The organism is Nonomuraea sp. NPDC049309 (genome assembly GCF_043196965.1).
GTDB lineage: Bacteria > Actinomycetota > Actinomycetes > Streptosporangiales > Streptosporangiaceae > Nonomuraea > Nonomuraea fastidiosa.
In genome coordinates this window covers 146395-165869 of the sequence record NZ_JBICSH010000009.1, presented here as the reverse complement: position 1 = coordinate 165869, position 19475 = coordinate 146395, and the positions used below count along the sequence as shown (strand labels likewise).

The 19475-nt window shown below is 69.4% G+C and carries 18 protein-coding genes; 8 read left to right on the top strand and 10 right to left on the bottom strand.

Annotation, left to right across the window (positions count from 1 at the left end; translation table 11 throughout):
* Window positions 1-31: 31 nt before the first annotated feature.
* Window positions 32-1093 (top strand): glycoside hydrolase family 19 protein, encoded by a 1062-nt coding sequence (locus tag ACGFIM_RS37750; protein WP_364068121.1) that lies wholly within the window; start codon window positions 32-34, stop codon window positions 1091-1093.
* A gap of 175 nt (window positions 1094-1268) precedes the next feature.
* On the opposite strand, the gene ACGFIM_RS37745 is transcribed toward ACGFIM_RS37750, so the two are convergent.
* Both ACGFIM_RS37745 and ACGFIM_RS37740 read right to left on the bottom strand, forming a co-directional pair.
* A complete protein-coding gene (locus tag ACGFIM_RS37745; protein ID WP_393211150.1) occupies window positions 1269-1748 on the bottom strand; it encodes a phospholipase in 480 nt (159 codons plus the stop codon).
* A gap of 107 nt (window positions 1749-1855) precedes the next feature.
* Complete coding sequence (locus ACGFIM_RS37740) at window positions 1856-2236, bottom strand: hypothetical protein (protein WP_393211147.1); 381 nt, start codon at window positions 2234-2236, stop codon at window positions 1856-1858.
* A gap of 193 nt (window positions 2237-2429) precedes the next feature.
* Between ACGFIM_RS37740 and ACGFIM_RS37735 the strand changes: the two genes are divergently transcribed.
* Together ACGFIM_RS37735 and ACGFIM_RS37730 are read left to right on the top strand one after the other, a co-directional pair.
* Complete coding sequence (locus tag ACGFIM_RS37735) at window positions 2430-2858, top strand: DUF1772 domain-containing protein (protein WP_393211144.1); 429 nt, start codon at window positions 2430-2432, stop codon at window positions 2856-2858.
* A gap of 85 nt (window positions 2859-2943) precedes the next feature.
* Window positions 2944-3414, top strand: a complete 471-nt coding sequence (locus ACGFIM_RS37730; RefSeq protein WP_393211141.1) for a PPOX class F420-dependent oxidoreductase — start codon at window positions 2944-2946, stop codon at window positions 3412-3414.
* 55 nt (window positions 3415-3469) lie between these two features.
* Here the strand turns inward: ACGFIM_RS37730 and ACGFIM_RS37725 are convergent, their stop codons facing one another.
* Both ACGFIM_RS37725 and ACGFIM_RS37720 read right to left on the bottom strand, forming a co-directional pair.
* Window positions 3470-4624: a serine hydrolase domain-containing protein gene (locus tag ACGFIM_RS37725; RefSeq protein ID WP_393211138.1), complete on the bottom strand. Its 1155-nt coding sequence runs from the start codon at window positions 4622-4624 to the stop codon at window positions 3470-3472.
* Between the two features lie 314 nt (window positions 4625-4938).
* Complete coding sequence (locus tag ACGFIM_RS37720; RefSeq protein WP_393211135.1) at window positions 4939-5661, bottom strand: Clp protease N-terminal domain-containing protein; 723 nt, start codon at window positions 5659-5661, stop codon at window positions 4939-4941.
* Window positions 5662-5724: 63 nt separating this feature from the next.
* Between ACGFIM_RS37720 and ACGFIM_RS37715 the strand changes: the two genes are divergently transcribed.
* Window positions 5725-7182 (top strand): serine hydrolase domain-containing protein, encoded by a 1458-nt coding sequence (locus ACGFIM_RS37715; RefSeq protein WP_393211132.1) that lies wholly within the window; start codon window positions 5725-5727, stop codon window positions 7180-7182.
* A gap of 426 nt (window positions 7183-7608) precedes the next feature.
* Here the strand turns inward: ACGFIM_RS37715 and ACGFIM_RS37710 are convergent, their stop codons facing one another.
* From ACGFIM_RS37710 to ACGFIM_RS37695, 4 genes are all read right to left on the bottom strand, one after another.
* Window positions 7609-9450, bottom strand: coding sequence for an ABC transporter ATP-binding protein (locus tag ACGFIM_RS37710; protein ID WP_393211129.1), 1842 nt, complete (start codon window positions 9448-9450; stop codon window positions 7609-7611).
* Window positions 9450-11624, bottom strand: coding sequence for an ABC transporter ATP-binding protein (locus tag ACGFIM_RS37705; RefSeq protein WP_393211126.1), 2175 nt, complete (start codon window positions 11622-11624; stop codon window positions 9450-9452). Before ACGFIM_RS37705 ends, ACGFIM_RS37710 begins: the two co-directional genes overlap by 1 nt.
* Window positions 11625-11755: 131 nt before the next feature.
* Window positions 11756-12613 carry a fumarylacetoacetate hydrolase family protein gene (locus tag ACGFIM_RS37700; RefSeq protein WP_393211123.1) on the bottom strand — a complete coding sequence of 286 codons (858 nt, stop codon included), beginning with the start codon at window positions 12611-12613 and terminating at the stop codon, window positions 11756-11758.
* The gene (locus ACGFIM_RS37695; RefSeq protein WP_393211120.1) at window positions 12610-13461 is read right to left on the bottom strand and encodes a dioxygenase; all 852 of its coding nucleotides are present in this window, start codon (window positions 13459-13461) and stop codon (window positions 12610-12612) included. The genes ACGFIM_RS37700 and ACGFIM_RS37695 overlap by 4 nt, the downstream gene beginning before the upstream one ends.
* A gap of 65 nt (window positions 13462-13526) precedes the next feature.
* On the opposite strand from ACGFIM_RS37695, the gene ACGFIM_RS37690 reads away from it, so the two are divergent.
* From ACGFIM_RS37690 to ACGFIM_RS37675, 4 genes are all read left to right on the top strand, one after another.
* Window positions 13527-14231, top strand: a complete 705-nt coding sequence (locus tag ACGFIM_RS37690) for a FadR/GntR family transcriptional regulator (protein WP_393211117.1) — start codon at window positions 13527-13529, stop codon at window positions 14229-14231.
* A 125-nt stretch (window positions 14232-14356) separates the two neighbouring features.
* The gene (locus ACGFIM_RS37685; RefSeq protein WP_364068134.1) at window positions 14357-14590 is read left to right on the top strand and encodes a hypothetical protein; all 234 of its coding nucleotides are present in this window, start codon (window positions 14357-14359) and stop codon (window positions 14588-14590) included.
* Window positions 14587-16647, top strand: a complete 2061-nt coding sequence (locus ACGFIM_RS37680) for a DUF6571 family protein (RefSeq protein ID WP_393211114.1) — start codon at window positions 14587-14589, stop codon at window positions 16645-16647. The genes ACGFIM_RS37685 and ACGFIM_RS37680 overlap by 4 nt, the downstream gene beginning before the upstream one ends.
* A 155-nt stretch (window positions 16648-16802) precedes the next feature.
* A complete protein-coding gene (locus ACGFIM_RS37675) occupies window positions 16803-17180 on the top strand; it encodes a hypothetical protein (RefSeq protein WP_393211111.1) in 378 nt (125 codons plus the stop codon).
* 44 nt (window positions 17181-17224) lie between these two features.
* On the opposite strand, the gene ACGFIM_RS37670 is transcribed toward ACGFIM_RS37675, so the two are convergent.
* Together ACGFIM_RS37670 and ACGFIM_RS37665 are read right to left on the bottom strand one after the other, a co-directional pair.
* Window positions 17225-18472, bottom strand: a complete 1248-nt coding sequence (locus tag ACGFIM_RS37670; protein WP_393211108.1) for a DNA cytosine methyltransferase — start codon at window positions 18470-18472, stop codon at window positions 17225-17227.
* A gap of 19 nt (window positions 18473-18491) precedes the next feature.
* A complete protein-coding gene (locus ACGFIM_RS37665) occupies window positions 18492-19460 on the bottom strand; it encodes a DNA cytosine methyltransferase (protein WP_393211105.1) in 969 nt (322 codons plus the stop codon).
* Window positions 19461-19475: the final 15 nt, after the last annotated feature.

The following is a 19475-nucleotide window of genomic DNA, read 5'->3' as shown; positions in this document are numbered from 1 at the left end:
AGTTTCCTAAGAAAATCGAGGGAGAGATCTCGTGCGTAGACTCCTGGCCCACCTGGCCGCGTTATGCCTGGCCGCGGGGGTGCTCGCGGTGCTGATGCCGAGCGCGGCGAACGCCGCCGCCTGCGCGAGCCCCTGGAGCTCCTCGGCGGTCTACACCGGCGGGGCGCTGGTGTCGTACAACGGGCGCAACTACCAGGCCCGGTGGTGGACCCAGGGCGAGACCCCGGGCAGCGCCGAAGTCTGGTCCGACCAGGGCTCCTGCACCGGCGGCAGCAGCGGGGGCGGGACGAGCTGCAATTACCCGAACTGGGTGGCCGGGCAGTGGTACCCGGTGGGCAGCATCGTCCGCTACACCGACGGCAACCACTACATCGCCGTCCACGAGAACCCCGGCTACGACCCGGTGATCAGCCACTGGTACTGGGACCCGTACACCTGTGACGGCGGCTCCACCGACCCGAACCCCGATCCGTCCGGGTTCGTGGTGAGCCAGGCGCAGTTCGAGCAGATGTTCCCGAACCGGAACGGCTTCTACACCTACAGCGGCCTCGTCGCGGCGCTCAGCTCGTTCCCCGCCTTCACCGAGACCGGCAGCGACACCGTCAGGAAGCAGGAGGCGGCGGCCTTCCTCGCCAACGTCAGCCACGAGACCGGCGGCCTCGTCCACATCGTGGAGCAGAACACCGCCAACTACTCCCACTACTGCGACACCCGCCAGTCGTACGGCTGCCCGGCCGGCCAGTCCGCCTACTACGGCCGCGGCCCCATGCAGCTGAGCTGGAACTACAACTACAAGGCCGCCGGTGACGCGCTCGGCCTGCCGCTGCTCACCAACCCGTGGCTGGTCGAGCAGGACGCGTCCGTCGCCTGGAAGGCGGCCGTGTGGTACTGGATGACCCAGACCGGCCCCGGCATCATGACCCCGCACAACGCGATCGTGGGCGGGCACGGCTTCGGCGAGACCATCCGCAGCATCAACGGCGGCGTGGAGTGCAACGGCGGCAACCCGGCCCAGGTGCAGAGCCGGATCACCACCTACCAGCGCTTCACCCAGATGCTCGGCGTCTCCCCGGGCGGCAACCTGTCCTGCTGATGCCTCCCCGGACAGCCCGCTCTTACCGAGCGGCGGTCCCTTCCTGGACGGCCCGCCCGCCCCCGTGTGGCGGGCCGTCCCATGTCCCGTCCGGCCCTGCCGGCGCTCCGTACAGTCCGGCTGACTCCGTCCGGCCCCGTCGGCTCCGTCCGGTCCGCAGTTCGGGACGGGCCCGTCACATGAAGCCGGCGAGCCGATCCCCCGACACCAGCGCGCCGACCCTGCGCACCGCCTGGTAGTACGACCAGGCCAGGCGGTCGCACACTCTCCTGCGCGCCCCTTGGTGACCCGCGCACACCTGGCGCATGTCATGCAGGAAAGCGTCGTCCACGTGGGCCTTGTTCTCGTCGAACCGGCTCACCGCCTTGTAGTTGCGGTAGCCGAAGTCGTGCCGCGTGCAGGGCATCGTGAAGTCGAAGCCGAGCGGCTTGTCGGGGCTCGCCGAGCACTGGTCGGTGGACCAGTCGAAGGCGTACGCGGCCCATGACGCCTGATCGGCCCAGGCGCTCCGCCAGGCGGCGGCGCTTTCGTCGGTGGGCCGGGTGAACGCGGCGAGCGCGGCCAGCTTCTGCTCCAGCGTCACGGCGTACGCCGGAGCCGGGTACGCCAGGACGGCGGTGGTCATGGCGAGAGCGGCGAAGGATCGTCCGAGCATGAGAGCCTGCCTGTCGTGCCGGAACCTGTCCAGGCAAGCGTCACCTGATCACCCGTCGCGGCACGGGGAGACACGCGGCGGTTCTCCCCAAGTTCCGCTCATGATTCTCAGTAGATGCGGTACTTCTTGCCGCAGTTGTCGAACTTCCCGGCCCAGCAGGTGAACGTGTACACCTTCTGGATCCCCCGGCCGCTCCACGTGCCGACGACCTTGCCGTCCCACGCCTTGGTGAACCGCGTCCAGTGACCGTTCTGGTACACCTCGAACCAGACCCAGCCCTTCTTGCCGCCGGGCCTGTCCACCCCGTGCCACTTCGTGTACACCTTGCCGTGCGATTTCCACGTCTTGCCGAACGTGTACGCCTTGTAGTCGCTCGAGAAGAACCTCCCCCAGCTCGTCCCGGTGCTCGCCTGAGCCGGAGCGCTCATCGCGACGCCGGTCAGGGCCATCGAACCGGCAAGGGCGGCGATCGCCAAGGTCTTACGCATCTCGGGTTCCTCCCCGTCATTCGGTGTGTTCCGCTTGATGACAGGGACAGTACGGAGCTTCAGCCCGAACAACTGTGGACGAATACGCACAGCGGGTGTGACGGCCGTCACACCACAACGGTGAGACGCTCGCTTATGCGGATGAGCGCCATGACCATGGACCGTCTCACCGCAGAGCCATCACCATGAAGGCATGCTGGCTCTGGCTCTCATCACCCTCCTGCTGCACGGCGCTCTCCTGGGCCTGTTCTACGCCTTCTCCATGTCCGTCATGCCGGGCCTGAACGCCATCGACCCGGCCCACGCGGGCGCGGCGATGTGCAGCATCAACCGCAAGATCCTCAACCCGTGGCTGTTCCTCGTGTTCCTGGGCTCGCCGGTGGCGGCGCTGGTGACCGGGATCGTCACCGGGTCCGTCTGGTTCTACGCCGCCGCGGTGGTCAACGGCGTCGGCTCGTTCCTGGTCACCGGGGCGATCAACGTCCCGATGAACAACGCCCTGGACGCGGGCACGATGCCGTACCAGAAGTACGCGCCGCGCTGGACCCGCTGGAACACGATCAGGGCCGTGGCCTGCGCGGTGAGCCTCGTCCTGACCGGCATCGGACTGACCGCGCTCTGACGCCGGCACCACCTGCGAGGCGGCGCCGGCGCTGATGGCAGGATCGGGCATGGTCCACCTACCGCGTCATGAGAGGCACCCGCAGATGGCACCCAACATCGCCACCGCCCGCCGCGTCGAGCTGCCCGAACTGCTCGACTTCCTCCGGCCCCGCCACCACGGCCTGCTCTCCACCACCCGCTCCGACGGCCGGCCTCAGCTGTCGCCGGTCTCGTGCGGTGTGGACGAATCCGGCCGGATCGTGGTCTCCACCTACCCCGACCGTGCCAAGGCCGTCAACGCCCGGCGCGATCCCCGGGTGTCGATCTGCGTGCTGTCCGACGACTGGAACGGCCCGTACGTGCAGGTCGACGGACAGGCCGAGGTGCTCGACATGCCGGAGGCGCTGGAGCCGCTGGTCGAGTACTACCGGTGCATCGCGGGCGAGCACCCCGACTGGGACGAGTACCGCGACGCGATGCGCCGCCAGGACAAGTCGCTGATCCGCATCACCATCGAGCGGTGGGGTCCCATCGCGACCGGCGGCTTCCCCGCCCGCCTGTTCCAGAACGACTGACCTGCCCCGCTGCGGCGGACCGCTCCCCGTTCGCCACTCGCCGCGGGCGGGACCGTCAGTCCTTCAACGAGCAGAGGGCCTTGTCCAGGGCGCCTTCGACGTGCTGCTGCCCCTCGACCGTGGTCGGCAGGTGGGTGACCGCGATGGCGGCGGCGCGGCCGTCCTCGGTGGCGGCGTTCGTCGTGTAGTAGCCGGGGATGGCGCCGCCGTGACCCCACGCCGTGCCGCCGCAGGACAGCTTGACCGCGCTCAGGCCGAGCCCGTACCGGCCGCCGGGGCCGAGCTGGGGCGCCTTGACCGTGGTGCGCATCTGCTTGAGCTGCGCGGGCTTGAGCAGCTTGCCGTCGAGCAGCGCGGTGAAGAAGCGGTTCAGGTCGCTCGGCGTCGAGATCATCTGGCCGGCGGTCCACGCGCTGGACGGGTCGGAGACGGACACGTCGGTCATCGGCTTGGCCGGGTCGTCACGGTGGTAACCGGTGGGGTGGGGGTCGCGGATCTTCTGCTCGCCGACGCCCGGGAAGTAGGTGTGGGTCAGGCCGATCTTCTTGATCGTCCGCTTGGTGATCTCCTCGGCCGCCGGACGGCCGGTGACCTTCTCGATGATCAGGCCGGCGACGATGTAGTTGGTGTTCGTGTACGACCACTTCGTGCCCGGCGCGAACTGCGCCTTCTTCTTCAGCGCCATGTCCAGCAGGTCACGCGGCTGGAAGTAGCGGTGCTGGTACGGCAGCGCGCCCTTGGCCAGGAAGTCCGTGTACTCGGGCAGGCCGCTGGTGTGCTGGAGCAGCTGCCGTACGGTGATGCGGCGGCCGTCGATGCCCTTGCCGCGCAGCAGCCCCGGCAGGTACTTCTCGACCGGGCCGTCCAGCTTGATCTTGCCTTCGCCCACGAGCTGCAGGATCGTCACCGCCGTGAACGTCTTGGTGTTGCTGCCGATGCGCACGTACCCGTCGGCGGGCGGCTCGCCCTTCCCGGCCGTGTAGTCGGTCATCTCGCCGTCCCTGTCCTGCACGGTGGCGATGGCGGCGGGGAACTTGTCCTTGGTGACCAGGTCGTCGAGGAGGTCCTGCACGACGGCGCCCGAGGCGTCGGCGGTCTTGGTGGCGTACGTGGCCGTGGCGGCGTGTGCGGCGGTCACGGCGGGGCCGGCCAGGACGGCGAGGGCGAGGGCGGAGGTGCCGGTCCAGCGAAGGGTGCGTCGAGTGATCATGCGCCCAAGCTACTGACGGGCACCTGGCGCCATCGATCCCGCAGACGCGACACCCTAGGTAGGGCTACCTGTACCATCCCGGCACCGCCACGGGCGGAGTGGCGGCTATCCGCCCGGTCGAGAAGTTGCGCACCCTCCCTTCACGATCCCGCTGATCACCGCGTGCAGGGCAGCGGTACACCCGCCCGCGCCTGAACGCCCGCTGATCACAAGGGTCGAGCAGCGGCCCGCCCGCCCGGCCGAGGACGTCCGCACCCGCCATCACGGGCCCCGCCGACCGGCGGATCGCCGCACCTGAGCCCCCGTCCTCCCGCCTACGCCTCCCGGGCGCGCAGGATCGCCTCCAGTGCGGCCCGTACGGCGGCCCGCGTCGGTTCGAGCATGACCCCGCGTTCCCGCAGCAACCCTACGGACTTCTCGCGGAGCAGGCCGAGCAGCATGTGCTCGGTGCCGACGTAGTTGTGCCGCAGCTCGGCCGTCTCCAGCAGCGCGGCCTGGAGGGCGCGGCGGGCGTCAGCGCCGATGGGAAGCGTGTCGGGTGACCCGGGGCCGGTGGTGAGCTCCCGTTCGAGGTCGGCGCGGAGCGCGGCGGGGTCGGCGCCCTGGGCGGCGATCGCGCGTACGGCCAGCGTCTGCTGATCGTCGAGGATGCCGAGCAGCAGGTGGTCGGCGCCGACAGCGGTGCTGCCGGTGCGGCGGGCGTGCGCCTCCGCGCGTTCGAGCGCCTCCTTGGCGCGGCCGGTGTAGCGGTCGAACGCACCGGTCTGCGCGAGGTCGGCCACGGTGAGGCTGGCCCAGCGGCGGCCGTAACGCTGCTGGGCGGCCTGGCGGCTGATGCCGAGGTGGTCGCCGATGTCGGACCACGAGCAGCCTTCGGCCCTGGCCAGCTCGACGAGGTAGCCGAGCAGCCGGTCGCCGACGCCCTGCAGATCCGACAGCACGCCCTCGGCGACGGAGAGGCGGGTCAGCGGGTCGGCGCTGTCGCTGCGTTCTTCGACGATCGACAGCAGGGCGGTGAGGTCGGGTAGCTCGGGCACCCTCCCATTATGCTGTCAATGTAATCCTTGACATTTTGCGAACGTCAAAGACATCGTTGACGCATGGACATCTCGAAGCTGGCGGAGGCGCTGGACGTCCTCACGCCGGAGATCCTCGGCCACTGCGGCGCACCCGGACTCTCCCTCGCCGTCGGCGTGGGCACCGAGGTGGCGCTGACCAGGGCGTACGGGCTGGCGGACGTCGCCACCGGCCGCCCCATGACCACCGACACGGTCGGCCCCACAGGCTCCGACTGCAAGGCGTACACCGCCGTCGCAGCCCTGCAACTCGTCGAACGCGGCCTCCTCGGGCTGGACGACCCGCTGGACGAGCACGTGCGCAACCCGCTCGGGGAACGTTCCATCACACTGCGGGACCTGCTGACCCACCGCAGCGGGCTGGGCACGAACATGGGCAACTGGGACCATGTCCCGCCCCGACCCCTGGGCGAGCACCTGCGGCGCGTGCTCACCGAGGCCAGGTCGGACGCGTACGGGGGCACGCTGCTGCCGTTCTGGGCCGCGCCCGTCGGCGAGCGCTACACCTACAGCAACATCGGCATCGCCCTGGTCGGCCACCTGGTGGAGCTGCTCAATCCCGACGGGGTGAGCTTCTCCGAGTGGGTGGCGCGGCACGTGTTCGAGCCGCTGAAGATGGGCTCGACCGTGTTCCCGCCGGCGCAGCACCCCGACCACGTGCCGGCCGAGCTGCTCGCCCGCCGCTCCACCGGGTACGCCACGCTGCCAGGTCTCCGGCTCACGCTGCCGCCGCTCTACCCCGGCGACTATCCGGCGGGGTCGGCGCTGAGCACGCCGTCCGACCACGCCCGCTTCATCCTGGCCCTGCTCAACGGCGGCCGCCTGGACTCGGGAGCGGTCCTCGCGCAGGAGACCGCCCGGCAGATGATCACCACCCAGGCGTCCGGCGGCACCCTCATGGGGCCCAGCCCTTCGGCGTCGGTCGGCTTCGTCTTCAACGTGTTCGACGGCGGCGAGCACCCGTACATCGGGCACAACGGCGAGTACCTGTGGGGCTGGAACCACTTCACGCGCGGCTGGACCGAAGACCGCGTTGTGCTGGTGATCTCCACCAACCAGTACGACCTCGGCGACCTCGGCCTCTCCGACCGTCCGAGCCACGCCGCCGCCCGCCTCGTCGCCGACATCGTCACCGCCTGGGTCCACGGCACCGACCCGCGCCCCCGCCGCTCCCCGGCCGCAGGCCGCAGCTACCTGGCCGGCCTGCTCGTCGGCGACCGCCTCACCACCCGCCTCGGCATCCCCACCCCGCCCACCGCCGAGCAGATCACGGCGATGGCGTCCACCGCCGAGGCCAAGGACGGCTGGGACCCGGACGCCTTCGCCCAAGGCGTCCGCCACGTCCGCCTCACCGCCGACCCTCTCCTCGACAACGCCCTCACGATCCGCCGCGAACTCCCAGACCACGAGGCAGAGCTGCTCAAACGCCAACTAGGCGTCCCGAACCTGGGCGCCCACGCCCGCACAACGTCAGCCTCGTGAGCACCGCAGACGCCCTCAGCAGTCCGCTCAGGAGATCCCCCATCTCCACCGCGGCGCCGTCGTTGTGCACCTCGGTCGAATCGAACGTCGGCCGAACCCTGCGAACGGACGCTCGCGAGCCCACCCGCATGCCGCTGGCACCGAGCTCAGTCGCGCACCGGCTCCCCGCCGCCCTGCGCACAGAGTCCCGGGCTCACTCACGCACCGACCCCTGCGCACAGAGTCCCGGGCTCACTTACGCACCGGCCCCTGCGCACGACCGCACACCGGCCGGCGGGGCCGACCACGCACCGGCTCCCCGGCCTCGCCCGCCCACCGGGACGAACGCCGACCCCGAGGTGAGTCCCCGCACAGCCATCACCCCGACGCCGCGTCCCACGCCGGCTCCCCGAGTGTGTTCGCGCGCCACCGCCGGCGCCGCCGCCCTCAACCGGTGCCGGCGGTCTCGCCGGTGCCCACCGGGACGAAGCCTGTGCCTGCCCGGTAGTTCGGCGACTGGTGGCGGAAGTAGGTGTTGTAGACCTGGCAGTAGCGGCCGCCGCGGGCGAGCAGCGTGGCGTGGTCGCCCTCCTCCACGATGCGCCCGTGGTCGAGCACGATGATGCGGTCGACGTGCTCGATCGTGGACAGCCGGTGGGCGATGACGATGGAGGTGCGGCCGGCGAGCACCACGTCGAGCCCTTCCTGGATCTGCGCCTCGGTGAGCGGGTCGACGCTGGCGGTGGCCTCGTCGAGCACGACGATGGCCGGGTCCTGGATGAGCAGCCGGGCGAGCGCGACGAGCTGCCGCTGTCCCATGGACAGCGCCCGCCCGTGCTCGCCGACGTCGGTCTGCAGCCCGTCGGGCAGCGCGTCGATCCAGTCGCCGCCGCCCACGGCCGAGGCGGCGGCGAGCACCTCGTCGTCGGTCGCGTCGGGGCGCGGGTAGCGGATGTTGTCGGCGACGGTGCCGCTGAACAGGAACGGCGCCTGCGGCACCGCGCCGATCTGCCGCCGGTAGGAGGCGAGGTCGAGGGTGCGGATGTCGTGGCCGTCGATCAGCAGCCGGCCGTCCTGGAACTCGTAGAAGCGGGTGATCAGTTTGGCGAGCGTGGACTTGCCCGCCCCGGTGTGGCCGACCAGCGCCACGCTCTCACCGGCCTCGATGGTCAGGTCGAAGTCGCGCAGCACGGGGTGCGCGGGGTCGTAGCCGAAGGTCACGCCGTCGAACTCGATGCGCCCGGCCAGCCGCCCGACCTGCCGCGCGTCGGTCTGCACCACGCGGGGCGGCGCGTCGATCAGCGCGAAGACGCGTTCGGACGCCGACAGCCCCTGCTGGAACTGCGACCAGAACGCGGCGATCGAGGTGAGCGGCATCCAGAACAGCGCGACGGCCTGCAGGAACAGGTACCAGTCGCCGGCGCTCAGCCGCTCGTTCAGCACGGCGGTGCCGCCGAGCTGGACGAGCGCGACGGTGGCGAGCCCCGCCACGAGGAAGAGCACCGGGAAGATGCCGGAGAAGACGAACCCCTGCCGCAGCGTCACCTGGTAGCTCTGCTGGTTGATCGGCCGGAACTCGTCGTAGACCTGCTGCTCCTGGCGGAAGTTCTTCGCGACGGCGATGCCGCCCATGGTCTCCTGGAGGTTGGCGTTGACCCGGCTCAGCGAGCGCTGGGCCTGGCGGGTGCTGGCCCGCGCGATGCGGCGGAACAGCAGCGCGAGCCCCACCACCACGGGCGCGACCAGCAGCGTCAGCAGCGCCAGCTCGACGCTGCGCAGGAACAGCAGGAACGTGACGAACCCGACCATCAGCACCTGGCTGATCAGGTCCATCGTCAGCGTGGAGACGGTGGCGAAGTCGTCGGTGTCGGAGGTCACCCGGCTGACGATGCGCCCGGACGGCGTCTCGTCGTAGAACGACATGTCGCGCTCGAGCACCGCGTCGAAGGCGTCTTCGCGCAGCTTGAGCACGACGTCGCCGGTGACGCGGGCGCTGAAGTATTGGCGTACGAAGTTGAACACCCACCCGAGCGCCCCGGTCAGCAGCAGCCCGACGACGAACATCCAGCCGACCCGCCCGATCGTGCCGTCGGCGATCGCGTCGACGACGTAGCTGGTCAGCAGCGGCACGAACGCCTGGCTGGTGGACGACAGCACGATCATCACGGCCACCAGCACCATCGACCAGAGCTTGGGCCGGAAGTAGGACAGGATCCGGCGCAGCAGGTCGCGGTCGTTGTAGGTGCGGTCGTAGTCCTCGGCGTCGAGGCCGTCCATGATGAAGCCCATCAGCGCACGCTCCCCTGCTCGCCACTGAGAACAGCCGTCCCGGCCCCGGACCCGGACGCGCCTTCCCGGGGTCCGTCATCCTTGGACATGTCTTCCGGAGGTCCGTCATCCTTGGACGCGGCGTCGCCGGACGGGCCATCCCCGGCCATGCCACCATCGGCCCCGCGCCCTCCGGCCACGCCGGCCACGGCCGCGCCGGCCCCGGCCGCACCAGCCACGGCCGCACCAGCCACGGCCGCACCAGCCCCGGCCTCGGCCGCGCCATCCTCAGCCGCGCCGGCCCCGGCCTCGGCCGCGCCATCCTCAGCCGCACCGGCCCCGGCGGTGCCGTCTCCGGCCGCTTCACTCGCTGAGACGTCGTCGTCGCCCACCGGGCCGTAGTCGGCCTCGTCGTAGTGGGCGAAGATGCGGCGGTAGAGCGGGCTGCGGGCGATGAGCTCGTCGTGAGTGCCGAAACCGGCCAGCTCGCCCCTGCGCAGCAGCACGACCTTGTCGGCCCAGCGGATCTGCGACAGCCGATGGGTGATCATCAGCGTCGTACGCCCTTCGAGCACCCGCTCGATGGCCTGCTGGATCTTGTCCTCGGTGGCCGAGTCGATGGCGCTGGTGGAGTCGTCGAGTATGAGGATCGCCGGGTCGGTGAGCAGCGCCCGCGCGATGGCCAGCCGCTGCCGCTGCCCGCCCGACAGCGTGACGCCGCGCTCGCCGATCACCGTGTCGTAGCCGTCGTCCAGCTCGGCGATGAACTCGGCGGCCTGCGCGTCCTCGGCCGCCCTGATCACGGCCTCGCGGTCGGCGCGCTGGCCGAGGCTGAAGGCGATGTTCTCGGCCACCGAGCGGGAGAAGAGCACGATGTCCTGCTCGATGGTGGAGATCTGGGAGCGCAGCGAGTCGAGGTCCCATGCGCGTACGTCGACGCCGTCGATGAGGATGCGCCCCGACGTGACGTCGTAGATGCGCGGCACCAGCTTGGTCAGCGTGCTCTTGCCCGCCCCGGTCTCGCCGACGATCGCGACGGTCTCGCCGGGCTTGACGGTGAAGCTGATGCCGCGCAGCGCCGGCTCCCCGCCGTCGTCGTAGCCGAACGTGACATCGTCGAAGACGATCTCGCCGGAGATGCGTGCGGCGTGGCCGTCGGCGGGCTGGCACAGCTCGGTCTCGGCGGTGACGATGCCGAGGATGCGGCCGGCGGAGGCGATGCCGATCTGCACCAGCGAGAACGTCCAGATCGACATCTGGGTGGGAAAGCCCAGCATGACCATCAGCCCCATGAACGCCACCAGGTCGCCGACCGTGATCACGCCGATGCTCTGGAGGTGGATGGCGTGCCACAGGGCGGCGGCGAGCGCGCCGGCGAACAGCAGCGTCGGGAGGTAACGGGCCTGGACGAGCCCGTTGCGTACGAAGGAGTCACGGTAGCGGCGCGCGCGGGCGCGGAACCGCGTGCGTTCCTGCCCCTCCTGCGCCATCACCTTGATCACTTCGATGCCACGCACCGCCTGGCTGAGCCCCGCGTTGAGGTCGCCGAACTCTTCGCGCATGCGCGTGGCGACCGGGTTGAGCTGGCGCATGTAGTGCCACAGCGCGAGCACGAAGACGACCGCGAACGCGCAGGGCACCAGCAGCAGCCGCGGGTCGATGGCGGCGATGAAGAGCAGCGGCACCAGCCCGGCCAGGCTGGAGTCGACGATCAGATCGACCCCCGGCGAGATCATGACGGACAGCTGCCTGATGTCGTTGGCGGCGCGGGCCATCAGGTCGCCTACCCGTTGCCGGTTGTGGAAGGTCTGGCTCTTGCCGAGCAGGCTCACGTAGAGCTCGTCGCGCGCGTCGCGTTCGAGCCGCTTGGCCAGCACCTCGCTGGACAGCCTGGCCATCAGGTCGAACAGGCCGCGCGCGAGCACGATGACCAGCAGCGTGAGCACGATCAGCGTCAGCGTCCCCGCCGGCTCTCCGCGCACGCCGAGCACGGCGTCGAACGCGGCCCCGGTGAGCTGCGGGACGGAGGCGTTGAGCGCCGTCATGATGACGGAGCCGCCGAGAAACCCGGCGAGCTGGACCGGATGCCGGCGCAGATGTGACCAGAGCCAGCGCACCGGCCCGCGCTGGTCGTAGCGCGGCCCGGAGACGTCGAACTCCGAGCTCATCGTGGTGGCGGGTATGGTGGTCGGCATGGCCTCCCCCGGGCCGATGACGGTGGGCGTGCGTGGACTTGATGTGTACCACCGAGCACCGACAGTTTCCGGCCGCCGGTCCGTCCAGGCCTGTCACCAGGCGTCATGGCAGGAGCCCGCCCGCCCCGGGCTTACGCGGGGCCGCCCGTCACCGGGGTGCGCAGCACGCCGAGGCGGTCCACCTCCACCTCCACCACGTCGCCCGGCCCCAGCAGCCACGGCGGGTTGCGCACGTACCCGACCCCTTCGGGGGTGCCGGTGGCGATCACATCGCCGGGGTTGAGCGTGAGCGTCCGGCTGATCAGCGACAGCACCTCGCCCACGCCGAAGATCATGTCGCGGGTGTTCCCGTCCTGCACGAGCGTCCCGTTCACCCTGGTACGCACCCGCAGCCCGTCGCGCAGGTCGCCCACCTCGTCGGCGGTGACGATCGGTCCCAGGGGGCCGCTGCGGTCGGCGTTCTTGCCGAGCGTCCACTGGCTGGTGAGCTTCTGGGCGCGGCGGGCGGTCAGGTCGTTGAAGGTGGAGTAGCCGAGCACGGCCTTCAGCGCGGTGTCGGGGTCGGCGTAGCGCAGCGGCTCGGCGACGTACGCGGCCACCTCCCCCTCCCAGTCGAGCCCGTCCTCACCGGCCGGGACCGCCACCGGAGCCCCGCCCACGCTCAGCGACGCCGTCCACCGCCCGAACAGCGTCGGATGCTCCGGCACCTCGAACGACCCCTCCGCGGCGTGCGCCCGGTAGTTGAGCCCCACGCAGATCACCCGCGCGGACGGCGGCACGGGAGGCACGAACTCCACGGCCTCGGTGGACAGCGTGGCGTGCTCGTCGGCCAGCCGCAGCCCGCCCCGGATGCCGGCCACCTCGGCGACCAGCCGCCGCGCGTCCGACCAGAACTCCGTCACCTCGGCGAGCAGCGTCACCGTCTCGCCGTCGAGCCGCGCCACCCGTACGACGTCGTCCCCGCGCACACGGACACCGACCAGCTTCACCGCTCCTCCTTCCAGTCGAGCGGCACCAGCTTGATGTCGAACTCGATCTCCTCGTACGGCCCGTCCATCCCCCATCCCTCCGTACGCGGCACCGGCTCGCGGATCAGCTCGTCCTTCACCGCGTACGCGGCGTCGGAGCCCAGGTAGGGGTCGCCGGCCAGGAACACGTGCGTGGTCAGCGGCCGGTATCCGGTGGCGGTGACCCGGTAGTGGAAGTGCGCGGGACGCATGGGGTGGCGTCCGATCGCCTCCAGCAGCCGTCCCGCGGTGCCGTCGGTGGGCACGGGGTAGCTGCTCGGCCGGATCGTACGGAACCAGTAGCGCCCCTCCACGTCGGTGGTGAACAGGCCGCGCAGGTTGCCCAGGTCCTGCGTGTCGTCCTGGGTGTCGTACAGGCCGGTGTCGTTGGCCTGCCAGACGTCCACCACCGCGCCGGGCAGCGGCATGCCGTCGCAGTCGAGCACCCGCCCGTGCACCACCATGGGCACGCCGCGCTCCCGCTCGGGCCCGTTGCTGATCCACGCGCCCGGCTGCCGCTCCGGGGCGGGCGAGTGGAACGGGCCCTCCACCGACGACGGCGTCATGCCCTCGGGGCCCTCGTTATTGACCGCGTCCACCGCGCTGGTCAGGCCCAGCATGTCGGACAGCAGGATGAACTCGTTGCGGTGCGCGGTGCACATGCGGCCGGTCTCGATGAGGAAGCCGAGCCCCGCGTTCCACTCGCCTTCCGTGGGCCGCACCTCCTCGACGAAGGCGTGCAGGTGACGGACGAGCGCGGAGACCACCTCGTTGATCCGGGGGTCGGGCCCGTCGATCTGGCTCAGGACCTGTCGCAGCAGCGGGGTCACATAGTCCTCCAAAAGGCTTGACCGGAGCGTAGCGCCGCCGCGCTCGAAAGACCAGAATGGTTCGGGTGTTTTCCGGTACGCCTCCGACCCGCGCCGAGTCCCTGGCCGCCGACATCGAAGCCCTGATCGCCGAGCGCGGTCTGGCCCCGGGCGACCTGATCGGCACGATGGACGATTTCCGCGACATGTCGGGCTACGGCCGCGCGACGATCAGCGAGGCGGCCCGCCTGCTCAGCGACCGCGGCACGGTCGAGATCCGCCCCGGCCGCAACGGCGGCCTGTTCGTGGCCGCGCCCAACCCGATCGTGCGGCTGCGGCACACACTGCTCACCGTACGCTCGATGCCGGCCACGGTGGCCGACGCGATCGCCGTACGCGATTCTCTGGAGCCCCTGATCGCCGCCGACGCAGCCCGCCACCGCACCCGCCAGGACATCTCCGACCTGCACAAGCTCCTCGCCGCGCTCAAGCGATCGACCGCCGATCGGGACCGCTTCATGCGCGCCAACTGGGCGCTCCACGAGCGGATCGCCGAGATCACCCCGAACCACCTGGCCAAAGCGGTCTATCTGGCCATGACCCGCTGCGTGTCCGACCTGTCGGAACGCGCCGACCCCGACGGCAGCGACGGCGAGGACGAGTACCTGCGGCACCGCGTCGAGGTGCACGCCGAGCTGGTCGAGGCCATCGCGGCGGGCGACCTCACCCGCACCACCACCGCCGTGAACCACCACCGCGGCACCGCCCCGACGCGTACGAAGGCGCAATAGCGACGAACCGTATCGCGTTCCCACACCTTCTCAGTCGTGAGACTCAACGAACGCCCGCTACCATGCGTCACCGCTGGTTACGCTGTTCGCGTCACCCAGTTGTCGGCAGCCTCAGGGGACGCGGAATGGCGACGCAGGAGCAGATCGACGCCGTGCGCCGGCAGATCGAGCAATTGCGGGATCAACACGGTGGCGACGTCCGCGGGGTGATCCACCTCATCAACTCCGGCGCGATGAAAGGCCCCGCCGCCGACGCGCTGGTAAGCGAGGCCCAGGGCTGGGATCGAGCGCTGAAGGGCATGTTCGACCGCGCCCTTGCCATGCTCGACACGCTCCGCCCGGACGGTGCCGGCCGATGAGCCCGCAGCCCGTGCCGCTCGGCATCGACCCGGCGCTGATGACGCAGCTCATCAACCTGATGAAGCGGCTCAGCACCACCATCCCCGACATGGGCGCCCAGGTGGACAGAAGTCTCGCCACGGTGCAGCTCCAGCTGTACGGCCCCGGCACAGCCCGCGACATCGGCCGGCAGATCGCCGGCAAGGTGCCCGACCTGCAGCGGCGGCTCGACCTCATGCTGGCCGCGCAGAAGGTCGCGCTCGACACCTCGAAAGCGCTCTGGGCCGACGAATCCACGTGGCTGTCCGACACGCCCGCCGCCGGCGCCGCCACGGCCAAGCGCCTCGCGGACGCGCTGCGTACTGGATTGAAGAAGGGCACGATCGACGCCAAGACGCTCGCCGAGCTGCAAAAGCACCAGGAGGACCCGTACTTCGCCGTGGCGTTCGCCACCCAGATGCCGCCGCACGAGCTGAAGAGCCTCATCGCGAAGCTCTACCGCGGCCAGACCACCCCGGCCGGCGCCGACCCAGAGGCCATGGCCCGGCTGGACAAGCTTTCGGCCGCGCTCGGCACCATCCTCGGCACCGCATCACGCGGGGCCGGCGGCATGAAGCTGCCCCAGGGGTACGTCGATGAACTGCTGAAACACCTCGACATCCCGGAGACCGCGTTCGCGCTGAACAAGCTCCTGCGCAGCGGCACCTACGACGACGCCTTCCTCCTCGAGATCGCCACCAAGGTCTACGACTACGAGCGCAAGCAGCCCCGGCAGTCCCCGTACTGGCTTAACTTCACGCCCACCACCCAACCGGCTAACGATCTCCCGGCCGCCTATAAGGATCCGATGGCCGCCGTCGCCGCCGCGCTCGCCAACAATCCCCGGGCCGCCCAAGACTTCTTCACCGACCCGAAACGCAAGCCCCTCGACTACCTGATGCGCGAACGCCCCTGGCACGAGTACACCGACACCGACCTCGGCAACGCCCTCGAAGCCGCCACCAGGACCTTCCGCGACCACGACCAGCCGCCGGAGCAGTCACGCGGATACAAGTCGGCGCTGATCGCCTCATGGGCGATGCACTTCTGGGGCAACCCGCAGGTGCAGAACAACCTCCCCCACACCCGGCAGAACGTGGGGAACATCATCAGCGCGTACATGAGCGACCTGCATCGCGTCTCCACCCAGCGGGTAGCGCAGAGACCAGGAGTCACCACGGAGCCCGATGCCGATCCCCACCTCAAAGGCGTCCAGCCCTACGGCGCCCTGCTGGACCGCGAAAACGCGATCAAAGTGATGAGATGGGCGTTCGACGATCTTCTCGTCATGAAGACCGTGGTCACCGCCCACGGCCAGTACGCCATCAACATGCTGGACGGACGGGCCGCCAAAGTGGCCGCGCAGATCCGGTCGAGCTTCGAGGAGTGGCGACGAGCCCATCCGCACGCCACACAGGCCGAGATCAACGCCGAACACCAGCGCATCTTGGAGGCGCACATGACGGGAGGAGGCGGCGCGAGCTTCTCGACGGACATCGAGCGGCTCAGCCGCACCCTGTACCTCATCACCGACGCGGGAAACGTCGCCCAGATCACCAAAGCCGACGCGCACGACCAGCGGTTCAACGCGTTCAAGGATGCCGTCAGCAGCATCGCGAACCTCGTCCCCGGGCCGCAGGGCAAAATCAGCAGCATGCTCTTCGAACAGGGCAGGTCAGCCGTGTTCGGGGCGATCAACAGCCAGGAAGGAGCAGCGGCGCGCAGCCAGGCGGCCTCCACGCTGGAACAGAGCGTCGACATGTTCACCGACATCACCGCCGACGTGATGATGCGCCACGGTCTCTTCGGCGACGGCGAGGTGCCGGCCCCTACCCACCCCTACGCCTCCACCAATCATCCGCGTGGTTCGGCAGGGGATTTCGTGTCGGGCAACAAGATCGTGCCTTGGAGCGAGATGACCGAGGAACAGCGCAAGGCGTACACCACCTGGCTCGGCCTGGGCGACGTGGGAGCGGTCTTCCGAGGCCCCCAGCAGGCCGTGAGGGACGGCTTCAAACAGATCGGCAGCACCGGATGAAAGCTTTCCGCGCCCCCCTTCTGCTCGCCGTGGCAGCGGCCCTTTCGGCCTGTACCTCGTCACCGCCGCCCGACACACGCCCCCTGGGTGACGCGACGGCGGAGCCGCGGGAATGTGGCCTGATCTCCAGCGCCGCCATCGAGCGGATCACCGGCGTGAAGGATTTCGAGGCCTCCGGCAGCCGCCCCGGCGAACCCTTCTCCCACTGCGTCGTCACAGATCCCTCCGACCAGGATCGGGAAGCGCTGCTGTCGATCTCGTACGACGACCCGTCCGCCCTGTCACTACAGGAACTGGAGAGCACCAAGAAACACGACCGGGGAGTCGACCTCCCAGCCGACCTCGGCCCCGGCTACACCGCCCACTTCGAGGGCAAGGCGGGGACGAGCACGTACGCCTACGCCTGGACCCCCGACGCCCGGCGCCGCCTCTCCATCTGGATCACCCCGGGCGCACCGGGCAGGGACCACCGGGCTGACGCCATCGAACTCGTCCGCCGACTCAAGCCGATCCTGTTCGCAGAGTCCAAGTAGCCCTGTGCTGAGGGTCCACTCCGGAGCAACGGCGACTATCAGCCTCAGGCCAGATGAGACGCGCCCAAGGGTTCGAGATCGCCCACCGAGGCGTCGGTCTCGGCCGGTGTCGACTCCAGGATCGGGGTAGCGGCGCGAAGATACTCGTACAGCGCTCCGGCGATGGCACGTGCGAGTCCTACGGGCACCGCATTGCCGATCTGACGAGCGATCTGCACCTTACTGCCCACCCACTTGTAGTCGGGAGGGAAGTCCTGGAGCAAAGCAGCCTCGAGGTGGGTGATCGGGCGGTCGGCCTCGGGGTGCAGATAGCGGCCCTTCTCAGGCTTGTAGAACTCGGTGCGGATCGTCACCGAAGGGCGGTCGTACCACAGGCGCCCCATGACGTCGCCCGACCCGTTTCGGTGCTTGATCCAGTTCGGCGTCGACAGTTCCGGCGGTAGGTCATGACGATTGCCGCCTGGAGGGATCGCCCTGTAACGCCTGAGCGAGTGCTCGGTCGGATTACGGCCTATATGAAGGTCCGATGTGCGGAAGATGCCGGGCAGGGTGACACCGAGAAGATCACACGTACGCTCGGGCAGCTCGGTGGTCACTGTCTCCAGCGTCGTCTCCTTGAAGACCTTACGAGCAGGAACCCAATACCGGATCTGCTCGAAGAGCGCGCCGTCCTCGTCTCGTCCATCAGGCTTGTGATGCGTCGGCTGCGGGTGCTTGAGCGGTTGACGCGAAGGATGGGAGGCGACGAGATCTCGGTGCGTGGCCAGGACGATCACGCGCCTGCGAGTTTGGGGGACTCCATAGTCGGCCGCGTTGAGAAGTTTCGTCTCCAGGGCGTAGTCACGAAGGTCGCCGTCGGTGTTCGCGGCCCTGAGCAGCTCGAATTCACGAGACCGCATGAACCGGTCGACGTTCTCGATGACGAATATCTTGGGCTGCAGCTTGCGGACCACCCGAACGTACTCTTTCCAGAGCTTGTTCCGAGGGTCATCGGGATCCTCTTTCCCCAACCCCGAGAAGCCCTGGCAAGGCGGACCGCCGAGAATCACGTCCACGTTGGAGCCGACACTCGTGGGATCCCATCCGGTGATGTCCCCGGCATAGATGTGGTCGGTGCCGCCGGCCTCCTCGGCGAAGTTCGCCGCGTAAGTCGAGGCCGCGGCGATGTCCCACTCCACCGCACCCACGGTCCGAAACGCCCCCGGTTTGAAGGAGTGGAATCCTTGAGTCAGCCCCCCGCACCCCGCGAAGAGGTCAACGATGTTGATGGGGTCGGTGGTGCCGATGGTCATGGGCGTCACTGTACCGATATCAGTGGATCAATGCCGACGCGATACGGCGACCGACCGCCTCGGCGAGCGGGGGCGGAAACGCCTGCGCGACCTGCTTGTAGCGTGCGGTCTTACCTCCGGTGACGATCAGGTCGTCCGGTAGGCCTTGAAGCCTCATGACCTGTTCGACCGTCAGTTTGGGCAGGCCGTGGCGGCCGAGCCCTGGATCGAGAACGAAGTCCTTATCGGGGACATCGTCGCCAAGGGCATGAGCGTTGACCGCGAGTTCCTCCCATTGCCGCTTGGTCCGGGTGGGTCCCAGGTCGGCACCTCCATGCTTCTTGGACCCGCCCACGATCGTGGGGGCCACGCGGTCGGCCATCGCGGCCCATGCGTCCGCATAGCGCCAGCCTTTACTCGCCATCGAGTCCCGGAGCGCCTGTCCGACGGTGGCGGCGGCGTCGTGGGTCGGTGTCGGCCAGGTGAAGCGCTCGAAGTCGTCCGGACGCATGGCGACCAAAAGGCAGCTGCGCCTGGTCTGGGGCACACCGAAGTGTTGAGCGTCCAGAACGTTCCATTCCCAGGAGTAGCCGAGATGCTTGAGCTCGGCCTCGACCTCGTCACGTACCTGCGTGAACTTCGGCGATAACAACGACGGTGTCGTCTCCAACAGGATCGCGCGAGGTTGAAGCTCGATCGCGAGGTAGACGGCGGCGACGAGCAGATCCCGTTTGTCCTTCGCGCCCTCTTGTTTTCCCGCGATGGAGTACGGGCCGGACGGCACTCCCCCGGACAGGAGATCCACCGTCGCGATGTCATATTCCGCGCCGACGAACTCCTTGAAGTCCTTTTTCAGCACGTTCCACCCAGGACGGTTGGCTCGCAGCGTTTCGCATGCGTGCGGGTCATCGTCGATGACGATGACAGGGTCGAAACCCGCCCGTTCGAGCCCCAGCGCTTGTCCGCCGACCCCGGCCCCGAGTTCGAGGCTGGTGAATCTCTCGCCCACGCGCCGCCCCTCCTC

Excerpts from the sequence above, each read along its gene's own strand:
- ACGFIM_RS37730 (WP_393211141.1), top strand. The coding sequence starts at position 2,944 with ATGGCACCCAACATCGCCACCGCCCGCCGCGTCGAGCTGCCCGAACTG.
- ACGFIM_RS37735 (WP_393211144.1), top strand. The coding sequence starts at position 2,430 with ATGCTGGCTCTGGCTCTCATCACCCTCCTGCTGCACGGCGCTCTCCTG.
- ACGFIM_RS37740 (WP_393211147.1), bottom strand. The coding sequence starts at position 2,236 with ATGCGTAAGACCTTGGCGATCGCCGCCCTTGCCGGTTCGATGGCCCTG.
- ACGFIM_RS37685 (WP_364068134.1), top strand. The coding sequence starts at position 14,357 with ATGGCGACGCAGGAGCAGATCGACGCCGTGCGCCGGCAGATCGAGCAA.
- ACGFIM_RS37670 (WP_393211108.1), bottom strand. The coding sequence starts at position 18,472 with ATGACCATCGGCACCACCGACCCCATCAACATCGTTGACCTCTTCGCG.
- ACGFIM_RS37745 (WP_393211150.1), bottom strand. The coding sequence starts at position 1,748 with ATGCTCGGACGATCCTTCGCCGCTCTCGCCATGACCACCGCCGTCCTG.
- ACGFIM_RS37710 (WP_393211129.1), bottom strand. The coding sequence starts at position 9,450 with ATGGGCTTCATCATGGACGGCCTCGACGCCGAGGACTACGACCGCACC.
- ACGFIM_RS37705 (WP_393211126.1), bottom strand. The coding sequence starts at position 11,624 with ATGCCGACCACCATACCCGCCACCACGATGAGCTCGGAGTTCGACGTC.
- ACGFIM_RS37680 (WP_393211114.1), top strand. The coding sequence starts at position 14,587 with ATGAGCCCGCAGCCCGTGCCGCTCGGCATCGACCCGGCGCTGATGACG.
- ACGFIM_RS37725 (WP_393211138.1), bottom strand. The coding sequence starts at position 4,624 with ATGATCACTCGACGCACCCTTCGCTGGACCGGCACCTCCGCCCTCGCC.
- ACGFIM_RS37715 (WP_393211132.1), top strand. The coding sequence starts at position 5,725 with ATGGACATCTCGAAGCTGGCGGAGGCGCTGGACGTCCTCACGCCGGAG.